19 protein-coding genes and 1 riboswitch are annotated in these 20579 nt (G+C 47.9%); of the genes, 1 reads left to right on the top strand and 18 read right to left on the bottom strand.

Going from position 1 to position 20579, the window contains the following annotated elements:
* Positions 1 to 11: 11 nt before the first annotated feature.
* The 4 genes from hisD to V6C11_RS03190 form a co-directional block, all read right to left on the bottom strand.
* Positions 12 to 1301 carry a histidinol dehydrogenase gene (gene hisD / locus V6C11_RS03205; RefSeq protein WP_333529637.1) on the bottom strand — a complete coding sequence of 430 codons (1290 nt, stop codon included), beginning with the start codon at positions 1299 to 1301 and terminating at the stop codon, positions 12 to 14.
* Entirely contained in the window at positions 1288 to 1959 is a 672-nt protein-coding gene (gene hisG, locus V6C11_RS03200; protein WP_333529636.1) for an ATP phosphoribosyltransferase, read from the bottom strand. The genes hisD and hisG overlap by 14 nt, the downstream gene beginning before the upstream one ends.
* A 290-nt stretch (positions 1960 to 2249) precedes the next feature.
* Positions 2250 to 3455 carry an ATP phosphoribosyltransferase regulatory subunit gene (gene hisZ, locus V6C11_RS03195; protein WP_333529635.1) on the bottom strand — a complete coding sequence of 402 codons (1206 nt, stop codon included), beginning with the start codon at positions 3453 to 3455 and terminating at the stop codon, positions 2250 to 2252.
* Positions 3456 to 3468: 13 nt separating this feature from the next.
* Entirely contained in the window at positions 3469 to 3795 is a 327-nt protein-coding gene (locus V6C11_RS03190; protein WP_333529634.1) for a YerC/YecD family TrpR-related protein, read from the bottom strand.
* 370 nt (positions 3796 to 4165) lie between these two features.
* Here V6C11_RS03190 and V6C11_RS03185 point away from each other — a divergent pair, with 370 nt between their 5' ends.
* The gene (locus tag V6C11_RS03185; protein ID WP_333529633.1) at positions 4166 to 5254 is read left to right on the top strand and encodes a mechanosensitive ion channel family protein; all 1089 of its coding nucleotides are present in this window, start codon (positions 4166 to 4168) and stop codon (positions 5252 to 5254) included.
* A 146-nt stretch (positions 5255 to 5400) separates the two neighbouring features.
* Here the strand turns inward: V6C11_RS03185 and purD are convergent, their stop codons facing one another.
* The 14 genes from purD to V6C11_RS03115 form a co-directional block, all read right to left on the bottom strand.
* The gene (gene purD, locus V6C11_RS03180) at positions 5401 to 6669 is read right to left on the bottom strand and encodes a phosphoribosylamine--glycine ligase (protein WP_333529632.1); all 1269 of its coding nucleotides are present in this window, start codon (positions 6667 to 6669) and stop codon (positions 5401 to 5403) included.
* Between the two features lie 49 nt (positions 6670 to 6718).
* Positions 6719 to 8260, bottom strand: coding sequence for a bifunctional phosphoribosylaminoimidazolecarboxamide formyltransferase/IMP cyclohydrolase (purH, locus tag V6C11_RS03175; RefSeq protein WP_333529631.1), 1542 nt, complete (start codon positions 8258 to 8260; stop codon positions 6719 to 6721).
* Between the two features lie 162 nt (positions 8261 to 8422).
* Entirely contained in the window at positions 8423 to 9031 is a 609-nt protein-coding gene (purN, locus tag V6C11_RS03170) for a phosphoribosylglycinamide formyltransferase (protein ID WP_333529630.1), read from the bottom strand.
* Positions 9032 to 9045: 14 nt separating this feature from the next.
* Positions 9046 to 10104, bottom strand: coding sequence for a phosphoribosylformylglycinamidine cyclo-ligase (gene purM, locus V6C11_RS03165; protein WP_333529629.1), 1059 nt, complete (start codon positions 10102 to 10104; stop codon positions 9046 to 9048).
* A 12-nt stretch (positions 10105 to 10116) separates the two neighbouring features.
* Positions 10117 to 11541 carry an amidophosphoribosyltransferase gene (purF, locus tag V6C11_RS03160; RefSeq protein WP_333529628.1) on the bottom strand — a complete coding sequence of 475 codons (1425 nt, stop codon included), beginning with the start codon at positions 11539 to 11541 and terminating at the stop codon, positions 10117 to 10119.
* Positions 11526 to 13751, bottom strand: a complete 2226-nt coding sequence (gene purL, locus V6C11_RS03155) for a phosphoribosylformylglycinamidine synthase subunit PurL (RefSeq protein ID WP_333529627.1) — start codon at positions 13749 to 13751, stop codon at positions 11526 to 11528. Before purL ends, purF begins: the two co-directional genes overlap by 16 nt.
* On the bottom strand, positions 13751 to 14452 hold the full coding sequence (gene purQ, locus V6C11_RS03150; protein WP_333529626.1) for a phosphoribosylformylglycinamidine synthase subunit PurQ: 702 nt from the start codon (positions 14450 to 14452) through the stop codon (positions 13751 to 13753). The genes purL and purQ overlap by 1 nt, the downstream gene beginning before the upstream one ends.
* A 3-nt stretch (positions 14453 to 14455) precedes the next feature.
* The gene (gene purS / locus V6C11_RS03145) at positions 14456 to 14704 is read right to left on the bottom strand and encodes a phosphoribosylformylglycinamidine synthase subunit PurS (RefSeq protein WP_333529625.1); all 249 of its coding nucleotides are present in this window, start codon (positions 14702 to 14704) and stop codon (positions 14456 to 14458) included.
* Between the two features lie 182 nt (positions 14705 to 14886).
* Positions 14887 to 15597, bottom strand: a complete 711-nt coding sequence (purC, locus tag V6C11_RS03140) for a phosphoribosylaminoimidazolesuccinocarboxamide synthase (protein WP_333529624.1) — start codon at positions 15595 to 15597, stop codon at positions 14887 to 14889.
* A 92-nt stretch (positions 15598 to 15689) separates the two neighbouring features.
* A complete protein-coding gene (gene purB, locus V6C11_RS03135; RefSeq protein ID WP_333529623.1) occupies positions 15690 to 16982 on the bottom strand; it encodes an adenylosuccinate lyase in 1293 nt (430 codons plus the stop codon).
* A gap of 27 nt (positions 16983 to 17009) precedes the next feature.
* Complete coding sequence (gene purE / locus V6C11_RS03130; protein WP_333529622.1) at positions 17010 to 17525, bottom strand: 5-(carboxyamino)imidazole ribonucleotide mutase; 516 nt, start codon at positions 17523 to 17525, stop codon at positions 17010 to 17012.
* 19 nt (positions 17526 to 17544) lie between these two features.
* Positions 17545 to 18918, bottom strand: a complete 1374-nt coding sequence (locus V6C11_RS03125) for an NCS2 family permease (RefSeq protein WP_333529621.1) — start codon at positions 18916 to 18918, stop codon at positions 17545 to 17547.
* 237 nt (positions 18919 to 19155) lie between these two features.
* Positions 19156 to 19255, bottom strand: a riboswitch (purine riboswitch).
* A gap of 148 nt (positions 19256 to 19403) precedes the next feature.
* Complete coding sequence (locus V6C11_RS03120; protein ID WP_333529619.1) at positions 19404 to 20000, bottom strand: PilZ domain-containing protein; 597 nt, start codon at positions 19998 to 20000, stop codon at positions 19404 to 19406.
* Between the two features lie 200 nt (positions 20001 to 20200).
* Positions 20201 to 20542, bottom strand: coding sequence for a zinc ribbon domain-containing protein YjdM (locus tag V6C11_RS03115; protein WP_333529618.1), 342 nt, complete (start codon positions 20540 to 20542; stop codon positions 20201 to 20203).
* Positions 20543 to 20579 lie beyond the last annotated feature (37 nt).

Here is a 20579-nt window from a genome sequence, read left to right as displayed (position 1 = left end):
TTTCACATCCTTTAACGTAAACGCACTTTAACAGCATTGGCATGGGCCTGTAAACCCTCCACCTCAGCCAGACGTATAATATCCGGTCCCAGCCTTTGCAAACTTTCCTCCGAAAAGGCAATGACACTGGATTTTTTCATAAAGGTATCCACGTTTAGCGGGGAATAAAAGCGAGCAGTACCACCGGTGGGCAGCACATGGTTTGGCCCGGCCAGATAGTCACCCACTGGCTCAGGGGAATAATGACCCAGGAAAATTGCGCCGGCGTGTTTTATTTTGCCTAAATACTTCATGGGGTCATCCACCAGGATCTCCAAATGTTCTGGCGCGAAACGATTGGCCCACTGCAGGGATTCGTCAATGCTTTCTGTTAGAATAATGGCACCATGCCTGGCCAGCGACTGGCGAGCAATTTCCTGTCGCGGCAGTTCCGCAAGCTGTCGCTTAAGTTCTAGGCTTACTGCCTCGGCCAGGGCAGTATCGTGGGTCAATAAAATGGACGAGGCCAGGGCATCATGTTCAGCCTGTGAAAGCATATCCGCCGCCGCACAATCTGGTTTGGCGGTATGATCAGCCACCAGTAAAATTTCACTGGGGCCAGCCAGCATATCAATGCCCACGACTCCATAAACCTGTCTCTTAGCCAGGGTTACGTAAATATTACCAGGCCCAGTAATTTTGTCTACCGGGGCAATGGTTTCTGTGCCGTAGGCCAGAGCCGCCACTGCCTGGGCCCCGCCCACTTTATAAATTTCAGCCACTCCGGCTTCCGCCGCAGCCACCAGGGTGTAGGGGTTGACCTTCCCGTTACTCATGGGCGGTGTAACCATAACAATTTGTGCAACCCCGGCTACCTTGGCAGGAACTGCATTCATTAACACAGAGGAGGGATAAGAAGCGGTACCGCCAGGCACGTAGATCCCTACCCGCTCCAGGGGTATGATTAACTGACCCAGCACCGTACCCTCAGAATCTGGTTGAAACCAGGAGCGCGAGAGCTGTTTTTGGTGGAAGTTCTCAATCCTTTCCCTGGCCAGTCGGAGGGAAGCTAAAACCTCCTGATCCACTTGTTGGTAGGCTTCTTCAATTTCCTTTGGACTAACCCTGAGGTCTGCTGGTGCCAGGTTAGCCTTATCAAAACGTCGGGCAAAAAAACATAGGGCTTGATCACCCTGTTCCCTTACTTCCTGTATAATGGAAGCAACTCGTTGGGCAATTTCCCCCTGTTGTTCTGTCCGATTCAGCAATAAACTATTAATCTCTGTCAAATCGGTTGATTTGATAACCCTAACCAGCCCCATTTAGCGTCCCCTCCTCCACCACTTGCCTCATTCTTTCTACCAGGGGATTGATTCTATCACTCTTTAACCGATGGCTAACTCTGTTAGCAATTAACCGGGTGGTTGAACTCAAAACATCTGCCACAGGTATTAGATTGTTCTCACGCAGGGTGCGTCCGGTGGATACTAAATCCACAATCATTTCTGCCAAACCCACAATGGGTGCCAATTCAATATTGCCATGCAGTTTAACAATTTCCATTTGCATACCCTGGTGGCGAAAAAATTCCTCTGCGATGCGGGGAAATTTAGTGGCTACCCTGGTTTGATTCCAAAACTGAAGTTCTTGCTCCTCTTTTCCCTTAGGAACAGCCACCACAAAGCGACAACCGCCATATTTTAGATCTAAAAGCTCATATACATCCTTATGTTGTTCCATGATGGTATCCTTCCCCGCCAAGCCCAGATCTGCTGCCCCATATTCAACGTAGGTGGGAATATCTGTGGGCCGACAGATAATAAAGCGTACTGCTTCCTTTTCCGATTGCAGCAGTAGTTGACGCCCGGGATCCTTCATAAACTCTATATCCAAACCAGCCAAACCCATGAGTTTTACGGTTTCCTTATACAAGGTCCCCTTGGGTATGGCAATGGTCAATAAATCTTTGGCTGCTACCACATTATCACCTCTTTAACTTATTAAATTATTAATATAATAGTATGGTAAATGTATAATTAGTCGGTGTCAAGAGAAAGTTTTCCATGTAGAATAATTAATTGCAATTTATACTATTCGTTTTATAATGGGTTCCGCGGTAACAAGATAATAATTATCGAGATGAAGCTTCGTTTACCCTAATATAATAGAAAAACGCCGATTTACCGGCGTTTTTCTATTTGCTATGAGTCCATTGAAAGGTTAGCATTAATATCCTTCACTCTCGCTCGGATGACAAAAGGGTTTTTATCCTAAAAAACCAACTCCCTACTATTGCCATCCTTATCAACATAAATCCCCCTGGCAGCCCCCAGGCTTCTGGCTTCCGCCTTGGCTTTGGTTGGTGGATATTCGAATAGGGCAATAACCACCTTCTGGCCTTGCTCCCGGAGTTCCCTAGCCACTTGCAGAGCCTTAGCCAGACTCCCATCCTCCCAAGCCACCAGTACATCTGGTGCTGGTTCCTTCGGGGGACCCTGTAGACGCTCCAAGGCCACCAATACACGCTCCAGGTTCACGGCAAAGCCAGTGGCAGGCATGGGGTAACCAAAATTGGCCAGCAACTTATTATAGCGGCCACCACCACAAATGGGAAAACCCATGGCAACGGTATAGCCTTCAAAGACCAGTCCTGTATAATAATCCAGACCCCGCAAAAGGCCGAGATCCAGTGTAATATTTTTTTCCACACCATAACAAGTAAGACCCTGATAAAGCTGGTGCAGATTCTCAATGGCATCTGCGGCCGGTCCCGGTTGAGCCAGTTCACTGGCCCGGTCTAAAATTTCCGGCCCACCCCTCAGTTCAATTAAATCTAAAGCCCGACGGGCTTCCTCCGGGGTAGCCGCATGGGAAGCCAAGATTTCTTCCACTTTCACAAAATCCTTATTGCCCAGTGCTTCCTTAAGGTCCTGGGCCACTTCCCTGGGCAGCCCCAGTTGCTCCACTAAACCATGAAATATCCCTACATTGCCAATGCTAATTTGGAAATCCTCCAGCCCGGTTTGCTTAAGATATTCTGCCACCAGGGCTACCACTTCGGCATCTGCGCCTGGGGAAGAGGGGCCCATCAGTTCTACCCCAGCTTGATAAAATTCCCTCTGACGCCCCACCTGGGGTAATTCATAGTTAAATACATTGGCCAAATAAAACAAACGCAAGGGCGGTGTTATACCCTTCATGCGGGTGGCCACAAGGCGGGCCATCGGCCTGGTCATATCCGGGCGCAGGGCCATCAGATGACCCTGGCGATCTAAAAACTTAAAAAACTTCTCTTCCTGCAGTTCCTCAGAGGACAGGTTTTCCATATACTCAAAGGTAGGGGTAACAACTTCTTTATACCCCCAGGTCTCCACTAGTTTTGTGAACTTTTCCTTAAGCCCGCGCATTAAGTGAGCTTCCGCAGGCAGCACATCCCGCACACCGGGTGCCAGGCGGCCAAATCTGCTTGATGTCATAGAGTCACCTCTTTTATTCTTTTGATTTGTCATTTTGTACTGGGCTGGGATCAGCCAGCCTCCTTAATACCAGCTTGTAACCGTCAGCCCCATAATTTAAGCAGCGCTTAACCCGACTGATGGTCGCTGTGCTTGCCCCGGTATTCGTGGCAATTTCACCATAAGTTCGATTGGCTTCCAACATTTTTGCCACTTCCAGTCGTTGAGCCAGGGAGCGGAGTTCGGATACGGTACATATATCTTCAAAGAACTGATAGCATTCATCAATATTCTCCAGGGACAAAACCGCTTCGAAAAGGCGGTCATTGAGTTTATCTTTTAATTTACCCTGATATTTCAAGGAAATCCCCCCCGTGCTATCTATTATTATGACCAAAATAAGCTTTTTATCATATGTTTCCTCTACCCCTTTTCGACGTTAAAGCATTAAATCCTTTATGATATTATTATTTTAAAGTAACAAATTATTTTTGAAGCCAAGCAGCCTGACCCTATAAACACTATAAACAAAATTAAAAACTTTTCTTCTTGTTGTTCCCCTGAGGAGCGGTTTTAGATATACTCATAGGTGGTTAACATTTTATACCCTCACGTCTCCACTCGTTTTATAAATTTCACTTTAGGCTCGCGCACTAAGTGAGCGTCTGCAGGCAGCATCCAGGTGAATCATGCAAAAATACAAGCCCACCCCTTGAAAGGAAGGATTTAGCATGCCCCATGAGAACCTTGAAAGCCTTGGCATTTCCATTGGTATTCTGTTACTCTTTTTGTTATTTAGAAAGCTTTTTACCAAATACGTTTTCCGACTAATTTTATTTATAAGTAAAAAAACACCTACTGATTTTTTCTCTCACCTATGTCTTTCATTTGAACACCCTTTTCGCTGGCTCTTTATCATCATTGGTATTTATGTTTCAGCCGGTTATTTTCCTTATATTGAGCAAACAAACCCTATATTCTTAAAAATAATCCGGTCTTCTGTAATCGTTATTGTTGCTTGGGGATTATACAATCTCTCTTCTCGTTCATCCATTCTATTTAATAAAATAAATGAACGAATGAACATAGAAATCGACCAAATACTAATCCCCTTTATTTCAAAAGCTATCCGCTTTATTATAATTGCCATCAGCTTTAGCATTATCGCTCAAGAATTTGATTATGATGTAAACGGTTTTGTAGCCGGACTTGGCTTAGGAGGCCTGGCCTTTGCATTGGCAGCAAAGGATGCTATTGGCAACTTGTTTGGCGGCGTAGTTATTATTACTGAAAAACCTTTTTCCATCGGTGATTGGATAATGACCCCTAGCGTTGAAGGTACTGTGGAGGATATTACTTTTCGCAGTACAAAGGTACGGACTTTTGCCCAAGCAGTTGTAACAGTACCCAATGCAACCCTAGCTAACGAAAACATTACCAACTGGAGTAAAATGGGAAAACGACGTATTACGTTCAATTTAAGAGTTACCTATGATACACCCAAGGCTAAATTAGAAAAAACGGTAAGCCAAATAAAGAATGTGTTAAAAAACCATCCGGCTATTCACCCGGATACAATTTTTGTAACCTTTGATAGCTTTAACGAGAACAGCCTCGATATTTTCCTCTATTTCTTTACCAAGACAACTGTTTGGGAAGAATTTTTGAAAGTAAAAGAAGAAATTAATTTTATTATTATGCAGGTATTCGAAGAAGCAGGCGTATCCATGGCCTATCCAAGTAGAACGATTTACTTTCGTTCCCAACCAGAAGCTCTCTCAAAGGTTGAAGTGGTATTTGAACGTGAGAACCAAGAATAGCCTGCCGCTTTATTTGAATGTTTTCTTTTGGGTCTTTTTCTTCGGCTAAGACAACGAAAGGCCAAACCGTCAGATTATGTTTGACAGTTTGGCCTTTTCAATAATTCAATAACATCGTTGTTCATAGACCGCTATTTAGCGGATGGCTATTCTCTGTTTAATGCCCGGTGGGCGATGTCTGATCGATAGTGTGCTCCCTCAAAATGGATAGCCTTTACTCCCTGATAAGCCTGCTCAATGGCTGTGGAGATATCTGGGCCGACGGCGGTTACGCCTAAGACTCGGCCGCCAGATACAACGGCTTGGCCATCCTTTAGGGTTGTCCCAGCATGAAATACTTCGACTCCGGCAGGAACCTGATCACAACCGGAAATAGGCATACCCTTTTCATATTCCCCGGGGTAGCCCTTGGCAGCCATTACCACGCAGACGGCGGCCTGATCCTTCCACTGCACCGATTGCTGGGCTAGGTTCCCTTCTAAGATGGCTTCCATAATATCCACCAAATCGGTCTCCAGCAGGCCAAGTACCGGCTGAGTCTCCGGATCACCAAAACGGGCGTTAAATTCCAATACCTTGGGTCCCTGGGGAGTTACCATTAAACCGGCATAGAGCACACCCCGATAGGGCCGGCCTTCGGCGGCCAAAGCTTTTACGGTGGGGTAGAGAATATCTCTCTCCACAATTTTGGCCAGTTCCGGTGTATAGACCGGTGCCGGGGCATAGGCCCCCATGCCACCGGTGTTGGGGCCGCTATCTTGATCACCCACCCGTTTGTGATCCTGGGAGGCCACCATGGGGACAATGGTTTCCCCCTCCACAAAGGCAAGGATACTTACTTCTTCCCCCTGTAAAAATTCTTCAATGACCACCCGATCCCCGGCTTTGCCAAAGGCCCGTTCGGCCATAATGATATCCACTGCAGCCAAAGCGGTTTCATCATCCATGGCTACAATGACTCCCTTGCCTGCGGCTAAGCCATCGGCCTTGATGACACAGGGGGCCCCGTATTGCCGCACATAGGCCCTGGCTTCCTCTGCTTCTTCAAAGGTGGCATAACGGGCTGTGGGGATATTGTATTTGGCCATAATATCCTTGGCCAAGGCTTTGCTGCCCTCAATTTCCGCAGCAGCCTTGGAGGGACCAAAGATCTTCAGCCCTTCCTTTTGGAATAAATCCACGATGCCGTTGGTAAGGGGTATTTCCGGTCCCACCACGGTGAGATCAATTTGTTCCTTTTGGGCAAAATTTAACAGACCTTGATTGTCCTCTGCGGCAACGTGAATGCAGGTAGCAATTTCGCTGATGCCAGCATTACCCGGGGCACAATATATTTCCTTGACCCGAGGGCTTTGTTTAAGCTTCCAGACCAGGGCATGTTCTCGCCCGCCGCCGCCAACCACTAAAATTTTCATTACAAGACCACTCCTGCTAAGCTATTTAACCCCTGCCAATCTTAAATTCCTAATGCTTAAAATGCCTCATACCAGTGAAGACCATGGCAATGCCATGTTCATTGCAAGCCTGAATAGACTCTTCATCCCGGATGGAACCACCGGGCTGAATGATAGCCTTAATCCCAGCCTTGGCCGCTTCGTCCACCGTATCCCGGAAGGGGAAGAAGGCATCACTGGCCAAAACAGCCCCCTGGGCTTTGTCACCGGCCTGTTCAAAGGCAATCCGGGCCGAACCAACGCGATTCATCTGTCCTGCACCAACACCAATGATTTGGCCGGCCTTGCCCAGCACAATGGCATTGGACTTCACATGCTTGACCACAGTCATGGCAAAAAGCAGATCTTTTAATTCTTCTGCGGAGGGTTGCCTTTCGGTAACAACCTTCAACTCATCCATGTTTAATACCAGCCGATCGGCCTCCTGCACCAAAAGACCACCATTAACCTTACGAACTTCCAATACATCCTTGGTTTGCTCTATCAGTTCCCCGGTGGTCAGCAGCCGAAGATTGGCTTTCTTCGTCAATATCTCTAAAGCCTCGCCGGTAAAGTCCGGCGCAATAATGGCCTCTAGGAAAATCCTAGACATTTCAGCAGCGGTTGCTCCATCAAGTATGCCGTTAACTGCCACAATGCCACCAAAGGCAGAGACAGGATCTGCTTCAAGAGCCCTTTGATAAGCTGCCACTAAACTCTCGGCTGTGGCAGTACCACAGGGGTTGTTGTGTTTAATAATAACCGCACTGGGCTCGGAAAATTCCCTTACCAGTTCCAAGGCACTGTTGGCATCCAAAATATTATTATAGGAAAGTTCCTTGCCGTGCAGTTGGCGGGCATTGGCAATGCAAGGCCCGCTGATGGCAGGATCTCTATAAAAGGCAGCTCTTTGGTGGGGGTTTTCTCCGTAACGCAGCTCTTGAGCCTTTACGAAGGAAAGGTTAAATTCCGGGCGGAATATTTCATCATCTGTCACCTGCCCTAAGTAATTGGCGATGGCTGTATCGTAACTGGCAGTGTGGGCAAAGGCTTCTCTGGCTAGGGCCAAGCGCAGTTTAGCAGATAATTCTCCCCGCTCCTTCAGGGCCGCCAGCACCTCACCATATCTTTGGGGATTGACCACAATGCCCACATAGGCATGGTTCTTGGCCGCCGCCCGAACCATGGTGGGTCCACCAATATCAATATTCTCGATGGCATCTTCCAGGCTAACATGGGGTTTAGCAATGGTCTCCCGGAAAGGGTAAAGATTAACCACCACCAGATCAATGGGGGTAATCTTGTATTGCGTTAATTGCCGGAGATGTTCCTCGGTACGCATGGCCAGAATGCCACCGTGCACATTGGGGTGTAAGGTCTTTACCCGACCGTCCAGAATTTCTGGAAAACCTGTCACCTCTGAGATATAAACCACGGGTACCCCAGCCTCCCGCAAGGTTTTGGCTGTTCCCCCGGTGGAGATAATCTCCACACCCAGTTCTGCCAGACCCTGGGCAAAGTCAACAAGACCCGTTTTATTGGATACACTGATTAAAGCGCGTTTTACTTGCACAAACCTTCACGCCTTTCTTTCGAAATTTAGCCATTTGCTTTAAAACCCTTGGCAGAAGGCCCTGGGCCTTTTGTGCAGGTTTTGGCTTTTGGGTCTTTCGCTCATGGCTCACGGCACACGGCCAGCGTATTATTCCGCAGACAGCAGAACCATCCCTTGTCTTTACTTGATATACACCCGCCGGCCTTCGACCTCTAAGCGTCCTTCGGCATAGAGTTGAATGGCTTCCGGGTAAAGCCGGTGTTCCTGCTCTAAAATACGGGCGGCCAGGGTCTCTTCGGTGTCATCACCTAAAACCGGCACTGCTGCCTGCAAAATGATCGGTCCTGTATCCATACCTTCGTCGATGAAATGTACGGTACAGCCAGATATTTTAACCCCATACTGCAGGGCGTCCCTTTGACCATGCAGGCCGGGAAAGGACGGCAGCAGCGCTGGGTGTATATTCATTATTTTATTGGGAAAGGCCTGCAATAAAGGTTCCCCCACCAGTCTCATATAGCCAGCCAGACAAAGAAGTTGTACGCCGGCCTCCCGAAGTAGTTCCACCACAGCCTGTTCATACTCCCTTTTACTGGGGAAGGCTGCCATCTCCAGGCCATAGGCGGCAATCCCCGCCCGGCGGGCCCGCTCCAGGGCATAGGCCGCTGGTTTATCACTGATCACCACCACCACTTCGGCGACCAGGGAGCCGGCTTGGCAGCGATCCATAATGGCTTGCAAATTGGAACCCCGGCCCGAGGCCAAAACACCTAATCGTAATTTTTTCATCAGAATTATCTCCCTCAGACCTTCACGGACTCATACCGAACCTGTGGCGCACCGCTCTCCACCCGTCCAATCCGATAGGCTTGCTCCTGGCAGCTTGCTAAATCCTGCATGATCGCCGCTGCCTCTGCTGCCGGAACGATCAATACCATACCAATGCCCATATTAAAGGTGCGCAGCATTTCTTCCGGGGCCACTCGGCCTATTTTTTGAATCAGCTTAAACACCGGCAATACAGGCCAAGTCGAGGGATCCAATACCACCTGAACCTCAGGGGGCAGAATCCGGGGAAGATTTTCTGTTAAGCCGCCGCCGGTGATGTGGGCCATCCCCTTAATGGAATACTTCTCTAGCAGACTTTGCACGGATTTAACATAGATACGGGTGGGCATCAGCAGTTCGTCCCCCACTGTCCGGCCAAGTTCTGGCAGGAAATCAGTGACACTGTAGCCAGACACCTCTAACAGGGCCTTACGGGCCAGGGAATAACCGTTACTGTGTAAGCCCGAGGAACCGAGACCTATGACCACATCCCCGGGTGCAATATCTTTGCCGTTTATTAGGCGGCTGCGATCCACCACACCCACAGCAAAACCAGCAATATCATATTCCTCTTCGCCATAGAAACCCGGCATCTCAGCCGTTTCTCCACCAATCAAGGCGCAGCCAGCCTGACGGCAGCCTTCGGCAACACCCTCCACGATCTCGGCTACCCTTTCTGGTTGGAGCTTACCCACAGCCAGGTAATCCAGGAAAAAAAGTGGTTCTGCGCCCTGGACTAAAATATCATTGACACACATGGCCACGGCATCAATACCGATGGTATGGTGAACACCCGTCAGTTGAGCCACCCGCAGTTTGGTGCCCACCCCATCGGTGCCGGAAACCAACACGGGTTCCTTATATTTATCTGTATTTAAGGCAAAAAGTCCGCCAAAGCCGCCAATCTCGGTAAGAACTTCCGGTCGCAGGGTGCTGCGTACTGCTTGTTTCATCAGCCCCACGGCACGGTTCCCTGCTTCAATATCAACCCCGGCACCAGCATAGGTAAGGGACTTTGCTTTTTGTTCCGTCATCGCTACACTCCCCTATTCCAGACTGTTCTTAGCCTTTTTATTCGTCTTGGGCACTTCTACCGGGTAGTTTCCATCAAAACATGCGGTACAAAAGCACTCTTCTTTTGGTGCAAAAATCTGTAATAAACCTTCCAGACTTAGATAATGCAAGCCGTCTGCCTCGATGGACTGACAGATCTCATCCTGAGACATCTTGGCGGCAATTAACTCCTTTTCATCCGAGGTATCAATGCCGTAATAGCAAGACCGCAGAACTGGCGGTGAACTGATCACCATATGAACTTCTTTGGCCCCGGCCTCCCTGAGCATTGTCACGAGCTTTTGACTGGTGGTGCCCCGTACGATGGAATCATCCACCATCACCACTCTTTTGCCCTCCAGCACCTCCCGGATGGGATTTAATTTAATTTGTACCCCTAATTCCCTCATTTGCTGGGTGGGCTGGATAAAGGTCCGGCCAATGTAACGGTTTTTCATCAGCCCCTCTTCAAAGGCAATACCTGCCTCTTCGGCATAACCTCTGGCTGCCGCGGTACCGGAATCCGGCACCGGTATCACGATATCAGCATCTACCAGATATTCCTGGGCCAATTGACGCCCCATCTCCCGGCGTACCTTGTTGACATTATAGCCATCCATGGTGCTATCGGGGCGGGCAAAGTAAATATACTCAAAAATACAATGGGCTGGCCGGGGGGCTTTCAGACCTTGGGTGGAATTGACCCCGCTGCGGTCAATGCGCAGTATTTCACCTGGTTCCAGGTCACGGATAAAGGTGGCACCTACCGTGGTTAGGGCGCAGGATTCCGAGGCCACCACATACCCTTCTCCCAGGCGTCCCAGACAAAGGGGACGAAAACCATGGGGATCCCGGGCCGCATAAAGGGTATCCTCGGTCATGATGAGCAAGGAATAGGCACCTTTAACGTCGATCATGCACTTCATGAGGGCCTCTTCGATGCTGTTGGTATTGTAACGGGCTATTAAGTTAACCAGGACTTCACTGTCCGTGGTGGATTGAAAGACTGATCCGGTGGAGGCCAACTGAATACTTAGATCCGCAACATTGGTAAGATTGCCATTGTGAGATAAACCCAGCATGCCTTTGGCGTAACGGAAAACCAGCGGTTGGGCATTAAGGGGTTGGCTGGAGCCAGTGGTGGCATAGCGCACATGACCAATGGCAGCAAAGCCGGAAAAACTATCCAAACTGTGACAGGCAAAAACCTCCGGCACCAAACCCATGCCCTTACGCAATTCTATGCCGCCGCCATCCGCCACGGCAATACCAGCGCTTTCCTGGCCCCTATGCTGCAAGGCAAAAAGACCGTAATAGGTAAGCCGGGCCACGTCCAGGCCCGGTGCATAAATGCCAAAAATGCCACACTCCTCCGCCGGCTTATCCGGGTAAAGTATGGGGTCTATTTCATTAAACATTCAATCGCCCCCCGCCAGGTTTCTTCTAACTTTGCTACGGGTAGGTTGACTAGATTGCCGCCGCAGCCGCTGCAACCAGGATTAACCACATTAATATTTAGGTCTGACCCGGCCACCTGGCCTAACTGAGTATAGGGTACACCGACATCTACCAATTTTTTCACCAATTCTACCCCTTTGTCAGGCGGGGTAGAGATTACGATGCGGGATTGACTTTCACCAAAGAGCAGCGCATCCCCCCGGAACCGACGCACCATGGTGATATCCGCTCCCAGACCGCCAGTGATGCAACACTCGGCCAGGGCTACTGCTAAACCACCCTCGGAACAATCATGGGCAGATTTAATCAGGCCGCTTTTTATTTCAGACAGCACAAATTGCTGTACTCTTTTCTCTAAGTCCAAATCCAATTTAGGTGCTTGGCCTTTTTCCAGGCCAAAATGCATCTTTAGATATTCGCTGCCACCCAACTCCGGCAGAGTTTCACCGATGAGGAAGATGGTATCTCCCTCCTCCTTAAAGCCCTGGGTGCAGACTTTATCAAGATCTTCCACCAGGCCTACCATACCAATGGTCGGTGTGGGAAAAACGGCATTGCCCTTGGTTTCGTTATATAAGCTAACATTACCGCCGGTCACTGGCGTTTCCAAGACCCGGCAAGCTTCTCCCATGCCCTCGATACAACGCCAGAAGGTCCACATGACTTCGGGTTTTTCAGGATTACCAAAGTTCAGGCAGTTGGTGACAGCCAGCGGCTTGGCCCCTGAGCACACCAGATTGCGGGCGGCCTCGGCCACAGCAATGGCTGCCCCGGTCTTTGGGTCCAAATAACAAAAACGTCCATTACAGTCGGTGGTCATGGCAATTCCCTTTTTGGTACCCTTGACCCGGAGCACAGCCGCATCGGAACCAGGCAGTACCACGGTATTGAGACCCACCATGTGGTCATACTGCCGATAGACATATTCCTTGCTGGCAATGTTAGGGGAAGCCAATAATTTTAACAATATCTCGTTATAATCTTCCGGCAGATTAAGCTGTTCCAGCGGGTAATTCTGTACCTCTGCCAAATAAGCGGGAACCTCCGTGGGCCGCTGATATAAGGGTGCTTCGTCGGTCAGGGCCTTGGCTGGTATTTCCGCCACCACCGCTTCCCCTTCCTTCAGGCGCAGGATACCGTCTTCGGTCACCTGTCCCACCACCACACAGTCCAGATCCCACTTGGCAAATATTTCCTTAACCTTGTCCTCGCTGCCTTTTTTCACCACCAACAGCATGCGTTCCTGGGATTCTGAAAGCATTAATTCATAAGGGGTCATGCCTTCTTCCCGGCGGGGCACCAAAGCTAAATCCATTTCTAAGCCGGTACCGGCACGACTGGCCATTTCACAAGAGGAACTGGTCAATCCAGCCGCCCCCATGTCCTGAATACCCACTACATAATCGGTTTTGATGACCTCCAGGCAGGCCTCCAATAGCAGTTTTTCCATAAAGGGGTCCCCCACCTGTACGGCTGGGCGCCTCTCTGCTGCTGCTTCGCTAAGTTCCTCCGAGGCAAAGGTCGCTCCGTGGATACCATCCCGACCGGTTTTAGCACCCACCACCATCACGGGGTTGCCGACACCGGAGGCCACACCCTTTTTAATATCCTTTTGCTCGATTAAACCAACACACATAACATTAACCAGGCAGTTGTCTTCATAACTGTCTGAGAAATAAACTTCGCCACCCACCGTAGGTACACCGATGCAGTTACCGTAACCGCTGATACCGGCCACCACGCCATCAAAGAGATAACGTACCCGGGGATCGTTAAGCTCCCCAAAACGCAGACTATCTAAAACAGCAATGGGTCTTGCTCCCATGGTGAAGATATCTCGTAAAATACCACCCACACCAGTAGCGGCACCCTGATAAGGCTCAATGGCCGAAGGGTGGTTATGGCTTTCGATCTTAAACACCACGGCCTGTCCATCACCGATGTCGACAATGCCAGCATTTTCGCCTGGTCCCTGGAGAATGGCCGGTCCCTCGGTGGGTAAGGTTTTTAAAGCTGGCTTGGATGTTTTGTAGCTGCAGTGCTCTGACCACATCACAGCAAAGATACCAATTTCCACATAATTGGGCTGACGGCCCAGTATTTCTACAATGCGCTGGTACTCAGAGTCGGTCAAACCCATCTCACGCCAAACCTTTGCTTCTATTGTCATTAGCCACACCTCCTCTGCCAGGCTGCCAATAGGGATTTAAAAATAACTTGTCCATCGGTATTGCCCAGTATTTCCTCGGCACAGCGTTCTGGATGAGGCATCATCCCAAGCACATTGCCCTGCTCATTGCAAATACCAGCGATGTTGTTAAGGGAACCATTGGGATTGGCCTCTGGGGTAATTTCACCCTCTTTAGTACAATAGCGGAAAACCACTTGGTTATTTTCTTCTAATTGTTTAAGCGTTTCCGAATCGACATAATAGTTTCCCTCTCCATGGGCAATGGGAACCTTCATAACACTGCCCAAATTCCCCAGGGTTGTAAAGGGGGTACTATTGTTCTCCAGCCTTAAATAGGTATCGTGACATAAAAAAGATAAATTTTTATTGCGATGCAGTGCACCGGGCAGCAGACCTGCCTCGGTCAAAACTTGAAATCCATTGCAAATTCCCAGCACCAGGCCGCCTTTGCGGGCAAATTCAATAACCGGTGCCATTACCGGAGAAAACCTGGCAATGGCACCACAGCGTAAGTAATCCCCATAGGAAAAACCCCCGGGCAGCACAATGCAATCATAACCCTCCACGCTGCCGGCTTTATGCCAAATGTATTCCGCCGGCTGTCCGGTGACAACTTTGATGGCATGCAGGCAGTCGGCGTCACAATTGGAGCCAGGAAAAACCACCACTCCAAATTTCACGCTTTACACCTCCACCAATTCAAATGTATAATCTTCAATCACCGGGTTTACCAACAATTTATCACACATATCACGCACTTGTTTTTCTGCTGCATCCCTATCGGCGGCTTCAATATCCACCACCATATACCGTCCAATACGGACTTCAGGAACATTGTCATAGCCCAGAGCAAAAAGGGATTTACGAACCACATTGCCCTGAGGATCTAGTACACTCTTCCTAAGGGTAACGTAAATCTTTGCTTGAAACACGCTAAACCCTCCTTGTATCTTATTGTTAAGCAAAAATGTGTTGACCTTTTCAGGTAGAATTTATTAATATATGATAGGCGTAATGTCGAATCTTGGCTATCGTCTTAACAGCCATGTGCCATGAGACTTGGGCTTTTTTTGCCTGTTTATGATTTGGGGTATGAAGACTCATGGCCCAATGTTTATTCTTCCCCAGTCAACCTTCTTAGTACCTCCTGATAAGCTCCTTCCACATTGCCAAGGTCTCTGCGGAAGCGATCCTTATCTAATTTCTCGCCGGTGGCTTTATCCCAGAAGCGACAGGTGTCTGGAGAAATTTCATCACCCAGGATGACTTGACCTTGGTGAACCCCAAATTCTAATTTGAAATCGATCAGGTCAATGTTAACTGGGGCCAGGAATTCTCGCATAATGGTATTTACTTTAAGGGCTGTTTCTTTGATGAAGGCCATTTGCTCAGAGGTGGCTAGATCGAGTGCAGCAATGTGTGAAGCGTTGATTAAGGGGTCACCCAATTCGTCATCTTTATAATAATATTCAAGAACGGTTTTCGGCAGAATCGTTCCCTCGGGCAATCCGACTCTTTTTGCCAGGGTGCCTGCTACGATATTGCGTACCACAACCTCTACTTTGATGATTTCCAAGGCCTTAACAATCATTTCCCGATCATTGACCAACTCAACAAAGTGAGTGGAAATCCCATTGCTTTCCATAAGCTTAAAGAACACGGCAGATACCTTATTGTTGACGATGCCTTTATTATCAATGGTACCTTTTTTCTGTCCATTAAAGGCAGTGGCATCATCTTTGTACTCTACCCAATAATGGTCAGGGCTATCGGTGCGGTAAACCTTCTTGGCCTTACCTTCATACAACATTTCCAGCTTTTTCAATTAGGTCCTTCCCCCCTTTCCTTTTAACTAGCCGAATATTGGCTTAGCAGGGTGCTTATTATCCCCTATTTAGGGGATAATAAACTTTATTTTTATAAACCAAACCGAGCGTAAATATCGTCGATATGGGATAAATGATAGCTGTAATCAAATAGATCGGTTAGTTCCTGGGAAGTTAAATGCCCTTTGATATCTGCATCTGCTTCCAATCGCTCGATAAACTTAGTATCCGTGCGCCAGGCTTCCATGGCATTTCTTTGTACCAGTTCGTAGGCTGTTTCCCTGGTTAAACCTTTATCCACTAGGGCCAGTAATACCCGTTGGGAAAATACTAAGCCAAGGGTTTTTTCTAGGTTACGTTTCATGTTTTCCGGGTACACCAGCAGTTTTTCCATAATGCCGGTAAAGCGGTAGAGCATAAAGTCCAAAGCCGTGGTACTGTCGGGAATGATCACACGTTCTGCAGAGGAGTGGGAAATATCCCTTTCATGCCACAGGGTCACATTATCCAGGGCTGCCATGGCATTGGCCTTAACCACCCGGGACAAACCGGAAACATTTTCGGCTGTGATGGGATTCCTTTTGTGAGGCATGGCTGAGGAACCCTTTTGACCCTTGTTAAAATACTCTTCCACTTCCAAAATATCTGTCCGCTGCAGATTGCGGATTTCCGTAGCAAACTTATCCAGTGAAGCAGCAATGACTGCCATGGTGCAAAGATATTCAGCGTGACGATCCCGTTGTAAAATCTGGGTAGATACCCGGGCTGGTTCGAGACCAAGGCTTTTGCAGACATAGGCTTCAATTTTGGGGTCAATATTGGCATAGGTTCCTACGGCACCGGAAATGGCCCCCACACTTACGGTCTTAATGGCCTGCTGTAGGCGCTCCATGTTGCGCTCGGTTTCTGCCACCCACAGCAGCATCTTCAAACCAAAGGTCATGGGCTCCGCATGAATTCCATGGGTTCTCCCAATCATGAGGGTTTGACGGTGTTCCTTGGCCCTTTCCAGCAGTACCAAACGCAGTCGTTCTAATTTTTCGAGGATAATTGCACCGGCTTCTTTCATACGTACACACTGGGCAGTGTCTACCACGTCTGAAGAAGTCAGCCCCATATGAATATACTTAGAATCCTCGCCCACGTTTTCTGCCACACAGGTCAAGAAGGCAATCACATCGTGACGGGTAACCTCTTCAATCTCCAGCACCCGCTCAACATCAAAGGATGCCTTGGCCTTGATATTTTCCAATGCCTCCTGGGGAATTTGTCCTAGTTCCGCCATAGCCTCGCAGGCAGCAATTTCTACATCCAGCCACTTTTGAAATTTGTTTTCATCAGACCAGATCTGCTTCATTTCGGGCAAGGTATAACGTTCTATCATTGGTTCGGTTCCTCCGTTTCAATTCGGTTACTTATTATTAAGGTAACCCTCTACACCCAGCTCTTTCAGTTTGCTGTCCTTGGCCTCCACTTCCCTGGCCAACTCTTCCTTCATCCGGTATAACTTTTTTTCCAGTGTATCATCGGCCAAGGCAAGGATTTGAGCTGCTAATATGGCAGCATTCTTGGCACCATTGATGGCCACTGAGGCCACCGGAATTCCCGGTGGCATTTGGGCGATGGAATAAAGGGCATCTACCCCATCTAAAGCGCCGGATTTTACTGGCACGCCAATAACGGGTAAAACAGTATGAGCCGCGATGACGCCTGGCAGGTGGGCTGCCAACCCGGCTGCGGCAATAATGACCTTTAATCCCCTGACCTTGGCAGTACGGGCATACTCAGCGGTTTTATCCGGGGCCCGATGGGCTGAGGATATGGTTACCTCATAGGGGATTTCCAATTGATCCAGCATTTTAACTGTATCTTTCATCAGCGGCAGATCCGAATCGCTGCCTAAAACAATTCCAACCAAAGCCTTCATCACAGTACCTCCTTTAGTTTTACTCGCCACCCAGGAATAGGTAGCGGGCCACAATAATTACGAACAGCAGATACATCATCCAATGTACTTCTTTAGCACGACCGGTGACCACCTTTAAGACGGTGTAGAAAATGATACCGGCAGCGATACCATTGGCGATGTTATAGGTAAAGGGCATGATAATAAATGTCAGGAAGGCTGGAAAGCCTTCGGTAAAATCATTAAAGTCAATGTCGCCAATGGCAGATGCCATCAGCAGACCTACGATAATTAAGGCAGGTGCGGTGGCTGCATTGGGAATCAGACCAGCCAACGGAGCAATGACCAGGGCCAACAGGAACAAAACACCGACGGTCACCGCAGTTAAACCCGTTCGTCCACCTTCGCCAACACCGGCAGCACTTTCAACATAGGAAGTGATGGTACTGGTACCCATAAAGGAACCAAAGGAAACACCCATGGCATCTACCAGCATGGCTTTACCAATTTTAGGGGACTGACCATTTTCGTCCAATAACCCAGCCTTACCGGCAGTTCCTACCAGGGTACCAAAGGTATCAAAAAGTTCCACAAAGGTGAAGGTAAAGACCACGGTCCAGATACCTATTTCAAGGGCACCCATAATATCTAATTTACCAACATATACATTGCTCAGATCGGGTAAAGCAAAGGGGCTGAAGTTCTCAGGAATTACGGTAACACCAAAGGGTATACCGATAATGGTGGATAAAAGAATACCAATTAACAGGGATCCTTTAACTCGTCTGGCCATTAATATACTCGTAATAACAAGGCCAATAACAGTAACGATTACGGATGGATTATGGAAGGAGCCCATGGATAAATTCCACTCAAAAAACTTTAGGGTCGCTGCGCCGCCCGTTTGCAGTCCCTCCAAGGTAGGCGGTATCACCGGGCCTGCTACAACAATGGCTAATTCGGAAAGTTTAAAACCAACGATGGTAATGAATAAACCAATACCAACGGTAATAGCCCGCTTCATGGAGTTAGGGATAGCAACCATTAGGATTTGACGAATCTGTGTTACGGTTAGAATAAGAAAAATAATACCAGAAATAAATACAGCACCCAATGCTGTTTCCCAGGCCATTCCTTGTCCCTGGGCAGCAATGGAAGCAAAGTAAGCATTCAGACCCATACCAGGGGCCAGTGCGACGGGAAAGTTTACATAGAGACCCATGGCAATTGTAACAATACCGGCAGCCACGGCAGTACCAAAAAATACAGCGTTCTTATCCATGCCAGTCCCGGCTAAGATATTGGGGTTCAGGAACAGGATATAAGCCATTGTCATAAACGTTGTCAGACCGGCTACCACCTCTGTTCTAACGGTGGTGTTGTTCTCCTTGAGCTTGAATAACTGTTCCAGCACGTTGAATTTCCTCCCTTAGTTGTCAGTTCCAGCTGTATTAGGCATAAGTGTTTCATAGGTATTATTTACTACGGAAAAAGTTTCATGCAGCTAGGCTCCAACCAAAACAAAAAAAGCCCAGCACGATAGGTCTCCTCACATAGAGTGAAACCTACCGCCTGGGCTTTTATCCCTATCGGTGTAGCGCGCTAACGCCTGTACCGCTCGGTCCAAACCAACCAAAAGGTTGTGGAACCCTAGGTACACTTTCCCTCCCGTAGTCGGGCAATTACGGTCGCCCGGTAGAAACACCTGGGCCAATTCCCAAGCATATACGGAACAATTCATTTTGTACAACCTCATAGTAACAAGAGCTCACTCCTTTGTCAACGAGGAAAGGACAAATTTTTACAAAAAATCTACTAGCCGTTGGCCTTTAGCCATCATCCCTCAGCTATGTCATCCTGAGCGATAGCGAATGGAACAAGGTGCCTGTCCCCTTGTCCCTAAGGAGTTTCTTCTTGAATGTTTTTTAGCAATGAACAACGATATAGGTATGCCGCCAATAAATGAATCTTTTCCATATCCTCATAAAACTCCACGCTTGCTGCATTCAGCATGGTGCGGAGAACCGTGGCCCCGATGGTGATCGTATGCTGCGGTAAGTGTAACTCAATCTCAATATCCTGCCCGGATACCAGACGCTTCGGAGTGAAAAAGTAAACCCCACCGGCAGAAATATTAATCGTTTTGGTGTGAACCTCTCGTTCATCAACCCGATACAACATGGTTAACTCTACACCCAAGCGTAAGTATTTCCGTTTCTTTTTTTTACCCAGATTTGGTGGTACATAAACACAAAACTGATTTTTCAAATCTTGACCCAGGAAGCATATGTAACTATCAAAAACCAGAGACTTGTCCGGCTCGGTAAGAGCTACCGTTATTGGTTGACCGGGATTCATGATGGCCTCTTGCTCCGGATTAATGACTAAATAGGTGCCATAATCCGCTATTATATGTCCTTTATACTCCCGCCCCGAAGCAACATCCCGCATCGTTATCAGGCTATTCTTTGTAAATGGCCCTTGGTTGCTACTCATTTGTCTCTCCCCTTAGGTTTAAAACATTGCTATTATTCCTTTCGGCTTTTCTCATTCGTTCTTAAATAACCTTGTCATTTTCGTTCCTAAATGAAGAGAACAATATGAATAGACAACCCCTGCAACCGGGATAATACAGGGGCTTAAACCGGAATATCCATCATCCGTAAACGTTTCTTTTTCTTTATTTCAAATTGTATTTAGACCTTTCTAACCAGTTCAGATTTTAATTTCATAGCTCCAAAACCATCAATTTTACAATCAATATTATGATCTCCATCAACCAGACGTATATTTTTTACTCTTGTACCCATTTTTAAGACGGATGAACTTCCTTTTACTTTAAGGTCTTTGATTACCGTTACAGAATCACCATCGTTTAAGACATTCCCATTTGCATCTTTGATAATCTTTTTATCTTCACTATTGTCAGTCTCTAATTCTAAAGTCCACTCATGACCACATTCTGGACAAATCAAAAGACTTCCATCATCGTACGTGAATTTTGAATTGCATTTTGGGCAATTGGGTAAACTACTCATAATTTTCACTTCTCCATTCATTATGTTAATTCGATAT

Source organism: Desulfotomaculum sp. 1211_IL3151 (genome assembly GCF_036763075.1).
Classification (GTDB): domain Bacteria; phylum Bacillota; class Desulfotomaculia; order Desulfotomaculales; family Desulfotomaculaceae; genus Desulfotomaculum.
The sequence above is the reverse complement of the archived record's forward strand: the minus strand, read 5'-3'. Positions and strand labels throughout refer to the sequence as shown.

Coding starts and splice junctions, on each gene's coding strand:
- hisD (WP_333529637.1), bottom strand. CDS start 1,301: ATGGGGCTGGTTAGGGTTATCAAATCAACCGATTTGACAGAGATTAAT.
- purM (WP_333529629.1), bottom strand. CDS start 10,104: ATGACGGAACAAAAAGCAAAGTCCCTTACCTATGCTGGTGCCGGGGTT.
- V6C11_RS03115 (WP_333529618.1), bottom strand. CDS start 20,542: ATGAGTAGTTTACCCAATTGCCCAAAATGCAATTCAAAATTCACGTAC.
- V6C11_RS03185 (WP_333529633.1), top strand. CDS start 4,166: ATGCCCCATGAGAACCTTGAAAGCCTTGGCATTTCCATTGGTATTCTG.
- purB (WP_333529623.1), bottom strand. CDS start 16,982: ATGATAGAACGTTATACCTTGCCCGAAATGAAGCAGATCTGGTCTGAT.
- purE (WP_333529622.1), bottom strand. CDS start 17,525: ATGAAGGCTTTGGTTGGAATTGTTTTAGGCAGCGATTCGGATCTGCCG.
- purF (WP_333529628.1), bottom strand. CDS start 11,541: ATGTTTAATGAAATAGACCCCATACTTTACCCGGATAAGCCGGCGGAG.
- purN (WP_333529630.1), bottom strand. CDS start 9,031: ATGAAAAAATTACGATTAGGTGTTTTGGCCTCGGGCCGGGGTTCCAAT.
- purD (WP_333529632.1), bottom strand. CDS start 6,669: ATGAAAATTTTAGTGGTTGGCGGCGGCGGGCGAGAACATGCCCTGGTC.
- V6C11_RS03120 (WP_333529619.1), bottom strand. CDS start 20,000: ATGAGTAGCAACCAAGGGCCATTTACAAAGAATAGCCTGATAACGATG.
- purL (WP_333529627.1), bottom strand. CDS start 13,751: ATGACAATAGAAGCAAAGGTTTGGCGTGAGATGGGTTTGACCGACTCT.
- hisZ (WP_333529635.1), bottom strand. CDS start 3,455: ATGACATCAAGCAGATTTGGCCGCCTGGCACCCGGTGTGCGGGATGTG.